Raw genomic sequence first — 16,272 nt, forward strand, 5'->3', positions numbered from 1 at the left:
GTCAAGGCCCGCGACAGATGCCACCAAGATCACGTCGACACCAGAAATTTCTCCTTGCGCTTCCCATCGTGGCAAGGTTCACACTGAAACTGTCGCGGCCCGATGCCGCGTTTCCATCCCGTTCAGGAGCGTTCCAGCATGATCCAGTTCCAGGTAGAAGGCATGACGTGCAACCACTGCGTCGGCGCCATCACGCGTGCCGTGCTCGCCGTCGACCCCGCCGCGCGCGTCAGCGCGGATGTGCCGGCCCAGTCCGTGCGCGTCGACAGCGGCGCCGACACGCAGGCGTTGCGCGAGGCCATCGAGGAAGCCGGCTATCCGGTCAGGTCGGTGGCCTGAGCCATCGCCTCCCAAGCAAAAAGGGCGCCCCCGGGCGCCCTTTTGTTCAGCCTTCCGTGTGCCGCGCTCAGAAGCGGTAGCCCACGTTCAGGTACGTCACCACCGGATCGATCTTGATCTTGGTGTGCGACTGGATCGTCACCGGACCCGCCTGGGTGGTGAACGATGCCCGGGTTGAAATCGGCACGTAGGACACCGACAGCCCGACGAACCAGTTGTCGTTGATGGCGTAGCTGGCACCGATATTGAACACCGGGTTCCACGACGGCTTGGCGCTGGCAGTCATGCGCGCGCCCGGCGCGAACTCGCGATTGACGAAGTTCTGGTTGGTGATGGTCTCGTCGGTGAACCAGGTGTAGTTCACGCCGATGCCGACATAGGGACGAAACTTGGTCTTGGCATCGAAGAAGTGGTACTTGACCACCAGCGCCGGACTCCACTGCTTGACCGAGCCGAGCTTGCCGTACTGGGCGTAGTTGCCGGTGCCCTTGACGTCATGCTTGGGCGGAATGCCCGCAACGATCTCGCCGGAAATGTTGTCGGTAAAGAAGTGGGTGAAGGCCAGGCCGAGCGTGTCGGCGGACTCGATTTCCGCGCCGGTATTCGGCCGGGTCATGCCAACCGGGCGGCCGCCAATGCTGTCGACGGTCAGCGGATCGGCGGAGCTGTTCGGCATCACGCGGAACCAGCCCATGCTGACGATATTGCTGCCCGCGGACTGCGCGTGTGCGGCTCCGGTCAGCGCCATCACGGCGCCCGCGGCCAGCATCTTCTTATAGGTCGATTTCATAATCCTCTTACTCCTCTTTCGGTAACTGCCGCGTGCATTATCCGGCGAGCCCGTGCGGGGTTGTTTCATCAATGACACGGATTCGTAGAGGCCGCCCCCTAAAGGGAGGGTTAACCATGAAAAAAAGGGGCGGACGCGGCTCCCCACGGCGCCGTCCGCGGCATCCACGCAACGGTTTATGCCGGGCACCGTAAAAAACCCTCACGTGGAAACGGTTTTATAGGCCGGGCGCGCAACAGCGGTCGCGACCGAGAGGCGCTGATCATGCGCGGCTGGCAAGCACGCACGCGGCCAGGTCCCACAGCGCATAGCCCACGCTCTTGAACACCAGCGGGCTGCCGGTGCGCGCGCGGATCGCGTCGGCCTGCAGGATCGCGCTCTCGAACGGCTGCACCTGGGCCCAGTCGATGCCGGCCTGCAGCAGGTCGCCGGCCTCCTCCTCGATGCCGAACAGGGTATCGGCCAGCAGGCGGCCGTGGTCGGCGGCGGCATGGCACAGCGCCGGCGGCAGCTCGCACATGTCGGGCCGGAACGCGCCGACCGCGGCAATGAAGTGATGGTCGCGCCAGAGGCCGCTGTCCAGGTCCGGCAGCACCGGGCTGCGGCTCGACGTCACCGTGACCACCATCGACACGCGCGGCAATACCGCCGCGACCGACTCGGCCACCTGCGCTTCCACCCCCAGCGTGCGCGCATGCGCAGCCAGCGCCTCGGCCTTGTCGGGCGTGCGCGAATGCAGCCACAGCCGGCGCACGCCCAGCCCGGCGACGAAGGCCTCCAGGTGCGTCAGCGCCTGCACCCCTGCGCCGACGATCAGCAGCTCACCGTCAGGGCGCGCGGCAAAGCGCTGCGCCGCCAGCAGCGACACCGCCGCGGTGCGTCGCCCCGTCACGGTGGGACCGTCGAGCATGGCGATGCGCGCACCGGTATGCGCGTCGGCCACCACCACTTCGCCGAGGATGCTGGGCAGGCCGCGCGGCGGGTTGCCGGGATGCACGGTGATGTTCTTGGTCATCACCAGTTCGCGGTTGCGCGCGGGCATCACTAGCAGCGTGCCCGCGCCCAGCTGCGCATCGCCGACCGGCAGCGCGATGCGCGGCGGCGCCATGGCGGTGCCGTCGCGCAGCTCGGCCAGCATGTCGGCGATGGCTTGCGCCAGTTCGGGATACGGCAGGCGCGCCGCGGTGGCGGCGGCATCGAGGGCAACGAGGGACATGCGCGGGCTCCTGCGGGATATGACGAAGCGCCATTATTGCCCACGGCCAGCGGCGCTGGCCGTGGCGCGGTCCGAACTCTTCGATACGGTCCTCAGCGCCGGGCCGGAGGTACGGGCGCGCGCACCGAAGCGCCGCGCACTTCGATGCCGATGCGGTCCACCACTTTGCCGGCGGCATCGAGCAGCTCCACCTGGTGCCGGCCCGGCCACGGCAGCCACGCCACCTCGCCGCCACGCCCGAGCGGCTTGCCGTCCATGCGCCAGCTGACCGCGCGCGCCGACTGGCCGGCCACGCCCTGCGCGTGGAACCACACCCGCTGCGCGGCCGGCGGCATGTCGGGATCGAGCGCAAACACGGTGCCATCGGCCGGCGTGGCGATCATGGGCGCCCCTGGGCGCGTGGCGGGCGCCGCCACGCTGACGTGCCGGACCGCGGTGCCCGCCAGGAACACTTCATCCCGCGCGGGCTCAAGCCCGTCGTCGAAGCGCAGCGCCACGCGCTCCACGCCGGCGGGCATGGCCGGCGCCTGGCTGGGACGCGCGCGGTGCAGGACTTCCATCACGTCGTGCCACACCGGGGCCGCGCCCGACACGCCGGACACGTCGCGCATGCTGGCGCCGCTGGCGTTGCCGACCCACACGCCCACGGTGTAGTGCTGCGACCAGCCGATGCACCAGTTGTCGCGCATATCCTTGCTGGTGCCGGTCTTCACCGCGGTCCAGAAGCGCGTGGTAAGCGGGCTGTCGAGGCCGAAGGTGCGGGCGCGGGCGTGGCGGTCGGACAAGATGTCGGCGATCACGTAGCTGGCGCCGGGCAGCATCACGGCCTTTGCCGGCACGGCCGGCGCCCCTTGCCGCAACCGGGGCGGCGTGTAGCTGCCGCCATTGGCGAGCGCGCGGTAGGCATTGGTCAGCGCCAGCAGCGACACATCCGCGCTGCCCAGCGCCAGGCTGTAGCCGTAGTAGTCGCCCGCCTCGGTCAGCGGCAGCCCCAGCGCCACCAGGCGCTTGTGGAAGCGGTGCGGGGTCACCATCACCAGCGTGCGCACCGCCGGCACGTTCAGCGATGCGGCCAGCGACGCGCGCAGGCTGACCCAGCCGGCATAGCGGTGGTCGTAGTTCTGCGGCACATAGAGCCCGCCGCCGACTGGCAGGTTCACCGGGCGGTCATCGAGCAGCGAGGCCGCGGTCAACCGCTTCTCTTCGAGCGCCTGCTCGTACAGGAACGGCTTGAGTGTCGATCCCGCCTGCCGCAGCGCCGCCGCGTGGTCGACCTGCGCGGCACCGGACAGCGCGCCGGAAGAGCCCACGTAGGCCAGCACGTCGCCGCTGGCGTTGTCGATCACCACCACCGCGCCGTCCTCGACATTGCGGCCGGCCAGTTCGCGCAGGTGGCGGTCCAGGCTGGCCACGGCAGCGCGTTGCAGGCGGGCGTCGAGCGTCGACGCGATGCGCGCCGGCATGGCGGCGCCGGCCGGCAGCTGCGCGCGCGTCTCGCTGACCAGGTATCGCGACAGGTGCGGCGCCAGCTGTCTGAACCCCGCCGACGGCGCGGCCGCCGCGGCGCGCTGCGCCACCGGGCCGGTGCGCAGCAGCACCAGTTGCGTAAAGCCTTCGAGGCCGTCGCACTCGCGCGGCAGCCGCATCTCGCGCAGGATGCCGCAGGCGCGGCTGGCCACCTGTGCGGCGCGCGCATTGGGCGCGCGCACCAGCGCCACCGCCAGCGCCGCTTCGCGCGCATCGAGGCCCTCGGGGAATTTGCCGAACAGCACCTGCGACATCGCCGACAGGCCCACCAGTTCGCCGCGAAACGGCACCAGGTTCAGGTAGGCCTCCAGGATCTGGTCCTTGCTCCAGCTCCGCTCCAGCACCGCGGCACCGGCGGCCTGCCCCAGCTTCTGCGTCAGGCTGCGCCCCTGCCCCGGCGAGCCCGGGCGGCGCAGGTCTTCATCAAGCAGACCGGCCAGCTGCATCGTCAGCGTGGAAGCCCCGCGCGTGCGCGTGTTCCACAGGTTGGCCCAGGCCGCCGCGGCCACGCCCTGCCAGTCGACACCGCTATGCGCATAGAAGCGCCGGTCCTCCGACAGCACGATGGCCGTGCGCAGCGCGGGCGAGGTCTCGGCCAGCGCCACCCAGTCGCCGCGGCGCGCGCGGAAGTCGTCGCGCACGCGGCCGACCGGCTCGCCGTCGCGGTCCAGCACCACCACGTCGGCGCTGCGCCAGTCGGCGCGCACCTGCGCGAAGGTGGGCAAGGCCGCAGCCGGCGCTGACCAGGCCAGCGCTGCCGCCATCGCAACCAGGGCCAGGCGCAGAATCATGGCTGCGTGCGTCCCGATACCAGCCCGGCCACCAGCAGCACCTGCGCCGCGGCGTAGGTCCACCAGATGCCCAGCTGGAACGATTCGAACGGCACCAGGAAACGCGCGATGCCGATCATCAGGTCCGACGCGGCAAAGCACAGCGCGCCCAGCGCCGCCAGCGGCGTGGGCAGGCGCGCCACCAGCGCGCTGCACACCATGGCGGCGAGCACGCCCACGTACAGCGTCACCGGCACGGCCAGCGTGCCGAGGTTGGGCCAGAAGCGGCCCAGCATGGTGCCCGCCACGCCGAGCATGGCGCCGCAGGCGATCAGCCGGTGCGGGCGGGTGTCGCCCGCCAGCGGCACCAGCAGGCGCAGGTAGGCCAGGTGCGCCAGCAGGAAGGCGCCGAGCCCGCCGACGAATGAAAACGACAGCGTCGGCAGCGCCAGCAGGAAATCTCCCACCGCCGAGCACAGCAGCGCCGTCACCAGCCAGCGGCGCTCGCCGGGCACGCGATGGAACCACGCGGCGCGCGCCAGCAGCACCGCCATCGCCGTCTTCCATGCCGGCTGCATCGCGATATGCCCGGTCAGCGGCGCGCCGTCGGGAAGGTCCAGCGCCGCCTGCACCAGCAGCGCGCCGTAGATGAGGCCGGCCATCGCACCCGCGAGCCACCACTCGCGCACGCGCGCCGGCATCATCGCGGAAAGCCAGCTCATGGGCGCGCCCCGACCGCCAGCCGCGCATTGGGCGCCACGCCGAACACGTCGGGCGCGTACATCGCTTCGACCCGCGTGGGCGGCAGCGCGAAGTCACCGGCGTTGTTCAGCCGCACCGTGTATTCGACCGAGACCTTGCCCTTGGGCAGGTAGCCGAAGTACTCGCGGTAGGCCTGCGGCGTGCGCTCGACATAGGCTGGCCACGCCGCGCCCTGGCGCCGCTCGCCGCGCGTGGCGATGGCCGAGTCGCGGCCCAGGCCGCTGCCGAGGATGGTGGCGCCCGCGGGTACCGGATCGCTGACCACCACCCAGGTCATGTCGGCCTGCGCGTCGATCTCCAGCTTGACGCGATAGACGTCGCCGCGCGACCACTTGCCCGGCACCGCCTGCTCCTGCGGCGTCATGGTGCGCTGGATGCGGTAGCCCGCCGCCAGCGGCGCGGTCACCGGCACCGCCGCCATGGCACGCACCGTGGCCCAGGGCTGGCCCGCGCCGGCCTGTTCCAGCTGCAGCGTGCCGCCCTCGGCACCGATCGGCCACGGCAGGTCGACGCTGCCCTGCGCCACGCCGTCGCTGCGCTGCGCGCGCGCCCAATCGAAACTGCGGAAACTGCGCGCGGCGTCGGCGGCATGACTGATGCTGGCGCGCGTGGTGCCGGCCACCGGCGTCGTCTCGAACGCTTGCGCAAAGCGCGTCACCGCCAGCATGCCCCAGGCATTGGCGGTGGTGGTGCCCCAGGCGCCATGCACCTGGCGCCCCAGCAGCCCGGTGGCCAGTTGCGGCGCATCTTCCTTCCAGCCCGGCAGTTCCGATGCCAGCGTCAGCAGGCGCGCGGCATTGACGTCGCCGCCGGCCATCATCCACCACCAGTTGTCGTTGCGCTCGGTGGAGAACGCCAGGCGCGTGCCCTGCACGGTCAGGCGCGAGCGCAGCAGCTGCTGCGCCTCGGCCAGGCGCTGCTCGCGCTGCGGGATGTCCTGCACGCGCGTCAGCAGCAGGGTCCAGTCCAGCAGCGCGGAGGTCGGCCATTGCGCCGGCAGGATCTGGATCGATCCGAGCATGCGCGCCTGCGCGTGGCCGGTGCGCGACAGCGCCTCGAGCGCGGCCAGCTTGCGCACCTCCAGATACTGCGTGCCGCCCACCGGCGACCAGCTGTCACGGCGGATGCGGCCTTCGACAAAGTCGGCCAGGCCGCGCTCCATCTGTGCGCGTTGCGCCTCGGGAATGCGCAGCGCCTGCCCGGCCCGCGCGGCCTCGTCGGTCACCGCCAGCAGGTAGGCGGTCAGCACTTCGCTGCCTTGGTCGCTGTCGCTGTTCAGCGGGAAGTACGAGGCCAGGCCGTTGGCATCGAGGTAGGACGGCAGCTGCGCCATCAGCGCGTCCCAGGCGGCGCTGTCGTTAAGGCCGATGGCTTTCGAGGCGCGCTGCTCCAGGCACGTGAACGGATAGTTGCGGAACCACTCGCGCACGCCCGGCATGCCCCCCGCCAGCGACGACTGGAAGTTGACCTGCACCCCGCCGCGCACCTTGCCGGCCGGATCGGCCAGCGCGCCCGGCGGCGCCTTGACCGGGATCGACAGCGACGGCGCCACCTGCGCCAGCGTGGCCTGCTGCACTGTGACCGGCACCGCCGGCACGATCTGCTGCGACACCTTGATGCGGTCGGAAGCGCTACCCGTGCCCTGCTCACTCGCCTGCACTTCCCACATCACCGTGCCGGTGCGCGCGTAGGCCAGCAGCGCAGGCGCAGTCACGTCCCAGCCGATCTCGCGCGCCTCGCCCGCAGGAATCTGCACGGTCTGCGCCGGCAGGCCGGCCTCATTGCCGAGCAGCGTGCCACGCGCGCTGGCCTGCACCGTCATCGCACGTTTGGTGGTATTGCGCAGCGTGAACATGGCGCGGTAGCGGTCGTCCTCGCGCACCAGCAGCGGCAGGCCGGAAATCACCTGCAGGTCCTGCGTGGCGGCGATGGTGGCGCTGCCGGTACCGAAGCGGCCCACGCCCAGGTCCGCCACCGCGACGATGCGGAAGCTGGTCAGCGAATCGTTGAGCGGCACCTCGACGCTGGCCCGGCCCTCGGCGTCGAGCTGCACGCGCGGGTTCCACAGCAGCAGCGTGTCGAACAGTTCGCGCGTCGGGCTCTTGCCGCCGCCGCCGCCCGCCGGCACCGCCTTGCGCCCGTAGTGGCGGCGCCCGATGATTTCCATCTGCGCGGTCGAGGTTTCGACGCCGTAGCCGCGCCGCTGCAGCATCGCGTCGAGCAGGTCCCAGCTGGTGTTGGGCATCAGCTCCAGCAGCGCCTGGTCTACCGCGGCCAGCGCCACTTCGCCGTTGGCGGCCGGCTTGCCGTCGGGCAGCCTGACCTGGATCGCCACGCGCGCCTTGCCGCGCACCGGGTAGCTGGTCTTGTCCGGGGTCACGGCAACGTCGAGCCTGTGGCCGGCGTTACCGACGCGGATCTCCGCCAGCCCGAGCCGGAAGGCCGGCTTGGACAGGTCGACCAGCGCGGTTGGCGCCGCATACTCGCGCCCTTCGCTGCGGAACGCGCGCCACCATTCGCCCGGCTGGCGCCAGCCCCACGTAAAGAACGAATACCACGGCACCTCGTGCAGGCGCCCGCGCAGGGCCAGCACTGACACATAGACATTGGGCCCCCACTCCGGCTTCACCTGCACGCGCACGGTCGGATCGCTGCCGTGCAGCTCCACCACCTGGGTCTGGTAGATGCCTTCCCGCTCCACCGCCACCAGCGCGGTGGCGTGGCGGAAAGGCATGCGCACCTGGAACACCGCGGTGTCGCCCGGCGCGTAGGACTTCTTCTCCGGCAGCAGGTCGATGCGGTCATGGTTCTCGCCGCCGAACCACAGCTCGCCCTGGCGCGTGACCCACACCGTCGTGGCGGCCTGCGCGGTGCGGCCGTCCTTGTCGCGCGCGCTCGCCACCAGTTCGATCTGGCCGGCCTGCTCCAGCGCCACCTCGCAGCGCGCGCGGCCCTGCGCATCGGTGCGGGTTTCGCACACGGTGCCGAGGTCGCGCGTCTCGGTGCGGTTGTCGTAGCGGTAGAACCCGCCCACCACGCGCTTGCGCGCCGAGGTGGTGAGGCGCGCGCGCGCATTGACCTTGACCGGCGCGTCCGCCACCGGCTTGCCGTTGACGTCGAGCACCACGCCATGCACCGCCAGCTTCTGCCTGACCGAGACCCAGTCCTCGGTGCGGATGCCGGCCACTACCGCCGCCGGCCAGACCGGCACAGTCTGGCGCAGCGTCTGGATCTCGCCGTTGGGATCGGCAAAACCGGCCTCGAGCACCAGGTCGCGCGGCGCGTCGGTCTTGGGCAGCTTGCGCAGCGTCACGCTGCCGTTGCCGTTCTTGTCCAGTGTCAGCGGCAGCTTGTCGGCGACCAGCTGCTGGCCATCGGCGCTGGCATCGCCCTGCTGGTCCTCGTCCATCTCCTCGTCGCCGCCGCTTTCGCGCTGCGCGCGCGGCGGGTTGAACGAGAATTCGTCATAGCCGGGGAAGCTCACGTATTTGTCGCGCATCAGCGCGGACACGCGCACCGGCAGCCCGGCAGCGCCGCCGCCGGACAGGTAGTGGATTTCGACGCCGACCGGCACCTCGGCCGGCGCCACCACCGGCCCGGCCTTGCCAGCCACCTGCAGCGTACCGGCCAGCACCGGCAGGCGGAACGCCTCGACCCGGAAGCTGCCGCTGGAATAGCTGCGCGCGCCGCCGTCGTCTTGCGCGCCATCGCCCTTCTGCGTCTCCAGCTCGACGGTGTAGACGCCGAGCTTGGCCGCCGCGGGCACCTGGAAGGTGCTTTCCGCGCTGCGCCCGCCGGTTGCGGTCTGGCGCCATTGCAGCGGCAGCTCGTAGCTCTGGCCGCTGCCTTCATGGCGGATGGTCACGCGCGTGGGCAGCGGACGGGTCGCCGGCGGCAAGGCAAAGCCCTGCGCGGTCTCGGCGCGGATCAGGTGCTTCATCGACACGGTTTCGCCGGCGCGCAACAGGGTGCGGTCGAAGATGGTGTGGGCGCGCACGGTGGGCGTGGCGCTGGTGTCGGTCGGCACATTGAAGCGCCAGCTCTCGATGCCGCGGTTCCAGTCCGACATCACGAAGGCCATGTCGGCCTTGCCGCGCGCCTGCGGGTGCGTGGCGGCGATGCGGGCGGAAACGAAATAGCCCGACAGCCCGTTCTGGTCGCAGGCACTCTCCGGTGCCGCGGCCAGTTTGGCAAAGCGTGCCACGCCGCTGGCATCGGTACGGCCTTCGCCCAGCAGGCGCCCGCTGCAGTCGCGCACGGCCACCGCGGCGTCGCGCACCGGCTTGCCGTCGTCCAGCGCGGTGACCCAGGCCACCCCGCTGCGGCTGCCGTCGTCTTCGTTGCCGGTGCTGCGGCCGAGCTTGAAATGCACGCCCAGGTTGGTGACCAGCGCCGCAGTGCGCACGTACATCGGCGCGCGCTTGCCGAGCAGCGCCTCGCCCAGCATCGGCGAGGCGATCTCGACCACATGGAAGCCCGGCTCCGGCAACGGGATGCCGACCACCTCGAACGGCCGCGGCGCATCGCCCGAAGGCTTGGGCACCGCCAGCTTCTGCACGCCCGGGGTGCGCTCGAGCAGCGACACCGAGCGGGTTTCGATCGACACCGCGTTGCGCGGATTGTTGACGCGGTACGGCGAGCGGCCCGCCAGCACGGCGTCGAGCTCGCCGCGCGTATAACTGGCCTCGTGCAGGCGGCGCACCAGGCCCAGCCACTGCATCACGGCGGCATCGTCGTCGACGCGCAGCTTCATCACGGTGCCGGCCCGGGCCTGCACGCCGCGCACGACAAGGTCGGCTTCGACATTGCGCAGCGTCACCGGCAGCAGGGGCGGGTAGTCCTGCGCGGACTTGCCGCGCGGCAGCTCGCCGAAGCGCTCGACCACGCCGAACGGCGCCGCGGCAAACTTGGCCAGCGGCGGCATCGCGGCCGTGGCCACCTTGAGCGGGAACAGGTCGGCATTGGCCAGCGCGCGGCCGCTGTCGTCCTGCAGCTTGCGCGGCACTTCGATGGTGAACTGCGCCTTCTCGGCAAACGGCGCGGCAAAGGTGAGCGCGCTGACGCTGGCATCGGGCGCCAGGTCGGGGTCGAACTGCGGCGCGCGCGGGCCCGACGGGGTCTTCAGCACCACGCTTTCGGCCAGCTTGCGCGGCACCGGCGCCGAGAAGGTCACCGACATCGGCCGCAGCGGCGTGCAGGGCGACTGCGCGTGTTCGCGCTCGCAGCTGAAACTGGCGGTAAACGGTTCGCGCACAGTGTAGTCGAAGCGGCGTTCCTCGCGCGTGGCGACGCCGGACGGCGTGGCAATGCCCGCGCCCAGCACCAGCTGCACGCGCGCCGCGGCCGGCAGCCGCTGCTGGCAGGCAAGCAGGTGCACCGCATCGGGCATCGGTTTGGCGAGGCGGTCCCAGCGGATCGCCTCGAGCACGGCCTCGCGCTCCTTGCCGGCCAGCAGCCGCACCGGGATGCGCTCGCCCAGCCCCTGCGCCTGGCACCAGGCGTGCTCGCGCACGGAGGCCGCGGTGGCGGCGCCGTTGAAGCGCAGCGCGAAGACCTGGTCTTCCTCGATCTCGCCACCCGAAGGCCGGCTCGAGACCACGGTCGGGCCACCGGTCTCGAAGCGGTATTCGGCCTTGCCGGCATAGGCATTGCCCGCCTCGCTGCGCAAGCCGGCACGCATGCGCACAGTGCAGCGCACCCCGGGCGGCAGGTCGCTGGCGAAGTCGTAAACCCAGTTTTTGGCGTCGATCCAGCGGGCCTGGCCGCTGGTGCTGGCGCCGGTGCAGGAAACCGCCGCGGGCGCCGTGGCCTGGACATCGCCCATCGGCACCATGGCTTCGTCGAAGCGGATCGCCACCTGGCGCACCTGACCCACCGTGCCTTCCGGCGAGAAACGGCTCACCTGCGCGGCCAGCGCGCCACCGGCGACAGAAGCCAGCGCTGCCGCCACCGACACGGCCGCGCAAACCCGCGCCAGGCGAGATTGCTGTCGCGAACTGCCAAGACCCCGATCGGCTCGGGCGACGATCCCCTTCATCCTGCCATCCTCCGTTCCCGCCACGTTTGCGGCACCCGGCGAGGGTGACACGCACGCCACAGGAGCGCAAGACCGGCACGCAAACGCGCGACCTGCTTCGGAAAAGTTTTCAGCGCAGGTGCGACAGCGGCAGCGGTCCCTCGCATTTGATCGCGGTCAGCACGATGTTGGAACGCACACTCTCCACGCCCGGCACGCGCATCAGCCGCTTCATGGTGAATTCGGCCAGCGTGGGCAGGTCGGGCACCACCACCCGGATCAGGTAGTCGGCCTCGCCGGCGACGGAATAGCACTCCTGTACTTCTTCCAGCAGCAGGATCTCTTCGCGGAAGCGCTCGATGATGGTATCGCCGTGATGCGCCAGCTTGACGCTGACAAAGACCACCACCCCCAGCCCCAGCGCCTGCGACGACAGGCTGACGCGGTAGCCGGTGATGACCCCGTCGGCTTCCAGCCGCGCCAGCCGGCGCCCGACCTGGCTGGGCGACAGGTGCACGCGCTCGGCCAGCTGCTGGTGCGTGGTGCGTCCGTCAGCCTGCAGGGCGCTCAGCAGGGCCAGGTCATACGCGTCAAGGGAAACACTCTGGGCAGCCATACACAAATCCCGCATTTCTGAATCAACCAATGCGCATTATATGCATGATCCGTCCAAATCAAGCGGACTATGCGGACAGATTGCAGCTTCCCGCGCCTAAACTACGCAGTAAATCCGCATCCATGCTGGCGCCGACGCAGCCAGCGCGCATTCCAGGAGACACCGCAATATGTCCATCGCCACGGCCACCGAAGCCCCCGGCGCCTTCCAGGGCACCCTGACCGACAAACTCAAGGAACAGTTCGACGCCGGCCTGCTGTCCGGCCAGGAACTGCGCCCGGACTTCACCATCGCCCAGCCGGTGCACCGCTACACCAGCATCGACCATGCCATCTGGCGCAAGCTGTACGAGCGCCAGGCCGAGATGCTGCGCGGCCGCGTCAGCGACGAATTCCTGCAGGGCCTGGCCACGCTCGGCATGGAAAAGGACCGCGTGCCGGATTTCGACGAGCTCAACGAAACCCTGATGCGCGCCACCGGCTGGCAGGTCGTCGCCGTGCCCGGGCTGGTGCCCGACGAGGTCTTCTTCGAACACCTGGCCAACCGCCGCTTCCCGGCCAGCTGGTGGATGCGCAAGCCCGAGCAGCTCGACTACCTGCAGGAGCCGGACTGCTTCCACGATGTGTTCGGGCATGTGCCGCTGCTGATCAACCCGGTCTTTGCCGACTATATGGAAGCCTACGGCAAGGGCGGCCTGAAAGCGGCGGGGCTGGGCGCGCTGGAGATGCTGTCGCGACTGTACTGGTACACCGTCGAATTCGGCCTGATCCGCACGCCGCAAGGGCTGCGCATCTATGGCGCCGGCATCGTGTCGAGCCAGGGCGAGTCGATCTACAGCCTGGACTCGGCCAGCCCCAACCGGATCGGCTTCGACGTGCGCCGCATCATGCGCACGCGCTACCGCATCGACACCTTCCAGAAGACCTACTTCGTGATCGACAGCTTCGAGCAATTGTTCGACGCCACCCGCCCGGATTTCGCGCCGCTGTATGAAGCGCTGCGCGCGCAGCCGACGCTGGGCGCGGGCGACATTGCCGAGGGCGACCAGGTGCTCAATGCCGGCACCCGCGAAGGCTGGTCCGATACCGAAGACATCTGATCCGGCCCCCGCGCGCAAACCCCGGGCGGCCTGCCACATCGCTGCTCCGCCCTGCTCCATTCCCCGCTTTGTGAAACAATGCCGGCATGCCCGCCGCCCCGGCGCGGGCGGGCCGGCTGTCCGCATGGTGCGGTCCTCCGCACTGCGCGACCTTCGTTTTTTCCAGGAACCAGATCGAGCCCACCATGACCCCTCTGTCCCCGCAAGCCCGTGCCACGCTGCTCGCCGAACTGCCCGGCTGGACCACCGTCGCCGAGCGCGATGCGATCTTCAAGCGCTTTACCTTCCACGACTTCAACGCCGCCTTCGGCTTCATGACGCGCGTGGCGATCCAGGCCGAGAAGGCCGACCACCACCCGGAGTGGTTCAATGTCTACAACCGGGTCGACATCACGTTGTCGACGCACGACGCCAACGGCCTGACCCAGCGCGACATCGACCTGGCCCACTTCATCGAGCGCGCCGCCGACGCGGTGACCAACTGACCCGGCGGGCCGCGGCGGCGGCTGTAGGCTAACCGTAAGGAAGCGCGGGGCGGCGCCGAGTACAATCTGCGGCAGGCCCGCACCGCCGTGTGCGCCGTGGGGCCTTTCCTCTGCCTGCCATGCCCAACGTCCTTCCCGAGCTGCCGCCATGCGTATCCTGCTGATCGAGGACGACCGCCAGATTGCCAGCGGCGTCGAAGCCGGCTTGTCCCGCGCCGGCCACCAGGTACGCGTCGTCCACGACGGCGTCTATGCCACCGAACATCTGCTGCGCGAGCAGCACGACCTGGTCATCCTCGACCTGGGCCTGCCCGGCATCGACGGCATGACGCTGCTGGCGCGCTACCGTGCCCGCAACCGCACCACCCCCGTGATCATCCTGACCGCGCGCGACGAGCTCGAAGACAAGCTATCCGGACTGAACGCGGGCGCCGACGACTACCTGATCAAACCCTTCGCCCTGCCCGAGCTGGAAGCGCGCGTGCGTGTGCTGCTGCGCCGCAGCCAGCATGGCGAGGCCGCGCCCGAGCGCGACGTGCGCCTGGGCCGGCTGCGGCTGTCCGGCAACGATCGCCGCATGTTTATCGACGCCCGCCCGCTGGAGCTGTCTCCGCGCGAGTTCGCGGTGCTGGAGCTGCTGCTGCAGCGCCAGGGCCGCGTGGTCAGCAAGGCCCAGTTGCAGGACCACCTGGCCACCTTCGCACACCCCGCCGGCGAAGGCGGCGATACTGTCGGCGACACCGCGATCGAGGTCTACGTGCACCGCGTGCGCAAGAAGCTCGAGGACAGCGACGTGGAGATTGTCACTGTGCGCGGCTTCGGCTACCTGCTGCAGATCCGCGCCGGACAATGAAAGCGCTCCTGCCGCTTGCGCCGCCCGGCGCACGGTCCTGATCCCCGGCGCTGTCCCAGGCCCAACCGGCAATGTGGCCCCGTTCCCGCACGTCCTCCCGCACCTCGTCCCGCGTCTCATGGCGCACCGCCTCGCGCATTGCAACGCGCAACGTGCCTCCCGCTTCGGCCGCGGCTGACCCCGGCGGCGCCGCGCCCGCATCGACGCGCCAGGCCGCCCGCCCCGGCTCCAACATCAGCCTGCGCGTGCACCTGCTGCGCGCGCTGGCCACGCCGCTGTTCGCGCTGGTGCTGACCAGCGGCTCGCTGTCTTACTGGCTGGCGGCGCACTACACCACGCAGGTGTTCGACCGCGCGCTGTACGGCGTGGCCAACAACATCGCACAGCAGATCCGCATCGCCGGCCCGCGGCTGGAGCAGGACATCCCGATGATCGCCCAGACGCTGGTCGAGGCCGAGGGCACCGACCGCATCTACTGGCGCATCCACGGCCCCGACGGGTTGATCGGCGGCATGGATACCTGGCTGGGCTACGGCACCGGCCAGACCACGCTGCACGATGCGCGGCTGTTCTACGCCTGGTTCAGCGGACGCCAGGTGCGCGCGGTGCGGCTGCCGGTGATGCTGCCCAGCGCCGCGGTCGATGAGCTTGGCACCAGCGAGGCCGGCAAGCCCGCGCGCGGGCCCATCGTGGTGGAAGTGGCGGAGCTGCTGGACCGGCGCGAGACCGCCGCCAACGAGATCCTGCTGTCGGTGTCGGTGCCGCTGATCCTGCTGCTGCTGGTCGGCAGCCTGATCCTGTCGCACGTGCTCAAGGAAGAGCTGGTGCCGCTGCAGATCCTGGCCGACAAGCTCAACCGCCAGACCGCGCGCTCGCTGGCGGCGCTGGACGAAACCCAGGTGCCGGCCGAGGTGGCGCCGCTGATCCGCGGCCTGAACGCGCTGCTGGCGCGGCTGCGCGACGCGCTCGACGCGCAGCGCAAGTTCATTGCCGATGCCGCCCACCAGCTGCGCACGCCGCTCACCGCGGTCAAGCTGCATGCCGACCGCGCGCAGAGCGCCGATTCGCTCGAAGTGGCCCGCCATGCGCTGCGCGAGGTGCAGACCGCGGCCGACCGCGCGGTGCGGCTGTCCAACCAGTTGCTGTCGCTGGCGCGGGCCGAGCCCGGGCTGTCGCTGGAACGGCTGGGGCCGGTGGAACACTTCGACCTGGCCGAGCTGGCCTTCGAGATCGGCGCCGAGTGGGTGCCGCAGGCGCTGGCCCGCCGCATCGACCTGGGCTTCGAGGTCCTGCCCGGCCCCACCTTCACCGGCGGCGCGCCGGCAGTGGTGCGCGGCAACCGGCTGCTGATGCGCGAGGCGCTCTCCAACCTGATCGACAATGCGGTGAAATACGTGCCGTCGGGCGGGCGCATCACGGTGCGCGCCGGCGGCGAGGCCATGGGCCACCGCGGCATGGCGGTGGTGATGGTGGAAGACAACGGCCCCGGCATCCCGCCGCAGCGGCGCGAGGAAGTGTTCAAGCGCTTCTTCCGCGGCGACCGCGCCCCCGAGCCCGGCGGCGGCCGCGCCGACCAGGCGGGCGGAGCCGGCCTGGGGCTGGCCATCGTGCATGAGATCGTGACCCTGCACCACGGCACCATCCGCATCGAGGACGTGCCGCCAGCGCCAGGCGCGGCGACTCAACCTTCCGTCACGGACCCCACGCCCGAGCGGCGTGCGGTGATGCGCTTCGTGATCCGGATCCCCTGCGAACCGGCAGGGTCGGTGGCCTGAACCCGCTGCTGCGTGGGCGGCGGC

11 protein-coding genes are annotated in these 16,272 nt (G+C 70.6%); 5 read left to right on the top strand and 6 right to left on the bottom strand.

Annotated features, from left to right (window positions below; translation table 11 throughout):
• The first annotated feature begins 138 nt into the window (after positions 1-138).
• Positions 139-339, top strand: coding sequence for a heavy-metal-associated domain-containing protein (locus tag ACEI37_RS27035; RefSeq protein WP_112775950.1), 201 nt, complete (start codon positions 139-141; stop codon positions 337-339).
• Between the two features lie 67 nt (positions 340-406).
• Here the strand turns inward: ACEI37_RS27035 and ACEI37_RS27040 are convergent, their stop codons facing one another.
• The 6 genes from ACEI37_RS27040 to ACEI37_RS27065 form a co-directional block, all read right to left on the bottom strand.
• Positions 407-1,129 carry an OmpW family protein gene (locus tag ACEI37_RS27040; RefSeq protein ID WP_373378841.1) on the bottom strand — a complete coding sequence of 241 codons (723 nt, stop codon included), beginning with the start codon at positions 1,127-1,129 and terminating at the stop codon, positions 407-409.
• A gap of 262 nt (positions 1,130-1,391) precedes the next feature.
• A complete protein-coding gene (locus ACEI37_RS27045; protein ID WP_373378842.1) occupies positions 1,392-2,345 on the bottom strand; it encodes a delta(1)-pyrroline-2-carboxylate reductase family protein in 954 nt (317 codons plus the stop codon).
• A 92-nt stretch (positions 2,346-2,437) separates the two neighbouring features.
• On the bottom strand, positions 2,438-4,663 hold the full coding sequence (gene pbpC / locus ACEI37_RS27050) for a penicillin-binding protein 1C (protein ID WP_373378843.1): 2,226 nt from the start codon (positions 4,661-4,663) through the stop codon (positions 2,438-2,440).
• Positions 4,660-5,364, bottom strand: coding sequence for a lysoplasmalogenase (locus ACEI37_RS27055; protein WP_373378844.1), 705 nt, complete (start codon positions 5,362-5,364; stop codon positions 4,660-4,662). The genes pbpC and ACEI37_RS27055 overlap by 4 nt, the downstream gene beginning before the upstream one ends.
• Positions 5,361-11,441, bottom strand: coding sequence for an MG2 domain-containing protein (locus tag ACEI37_RS27060; protein WP_373378845.1), 6,081 nt, complete (start codon positions 11,439-11,441; stop codon positions 5,361-5,363). The genes ACEI37_RS27055 and ACEI37_RS27060 overlap by 4 nt, the downstream gene beginning before the upstream one ends.
• 109 nt (positions 11,442-11,550) lie before the next feature.
• Positions 11,551-12,036 (bottom strand): Lrp/AsnC family transcriptional regulator, encoded by a 486-nt coding sequence (locus ACEI37_RS27065; RefSeq protein WP_373378846.1) that lies wholly within the window; start codon positions 12,034-12,036, stop codon positions 11,551-11,553.
• Between the two features lie 169 nt (positions 12,037-12,205).
• On the opposite strand from ACEI37_RS27065, the gene phhA reads away from it, so the two are divergent.
• The 4 genes from phhA to ACEI37_RS27085 all read left to right on the top strand — a co-directional run bounded on the left by phhA (position 12,206) and on the right by ACEI37_RS27085 (position 16,248).
• Complete coding sequence (gene phhA / locus ACEI37_RS27070) at positions 12,206-13,135, top strand: phenylalanine 4-monooxygenase (RefSeq protein ID WP_373378847.1); 930 nt, start codon at positions 12,206-12,208, stop codon at positions 13,133-13,135.
• An 86-nt stretch (positions 13,136-13,221) separates the two neighbouring features.
• A complete protein-coding gene (locus tag ACEI37_RS27075; RefSeq protein ID WP_373378848.1) occupies positions 13,222-13,620 on the top strand; it encodes a 4a-hydroxytetrahydrobiopterin dehydratase in 399 nt (132 codons plus the stop codon).
• A 148-nt stretch (positions 13,621-13,768) separates the two neighbouring features.
• Complete coding sequence (locus tag ACEI37_RS27080; protein WP_012354320.1) at positions 13,769-14,473, top strand: response regulator transcription factor; 705 nt, start codon at positions 13,769-13,771, stop codon at positions 14,471-14,473.
• Between the two features lie 152 nt (positions 14,474-14,625).
• Positions 14,626-16,248 (top strand): sensor histidine kinase N-terminal domain-containing protein, encoded by a 1,623-nt coding sequence (locus tag ACEI37_RS27085; RefSeq protein WP_373378849.1) that lies wholly within the window; start codon positions 14,626-14,628, stop codon positions 16,246-16,248.
• Positions 16,249-16,272 lie beyond the last annotated feature (24 nt).

Origin of the sequence: Cupriavidus nantongensis (assembly GCF_041726985.1) — a bacterium.
Lineage (GTDB): Bacteria > Pseudomonadota > Gammaproteobacteria > Burkholderiales > Burkholderiaceae > Cupriavidus > Cupriavidus nantongensis_A.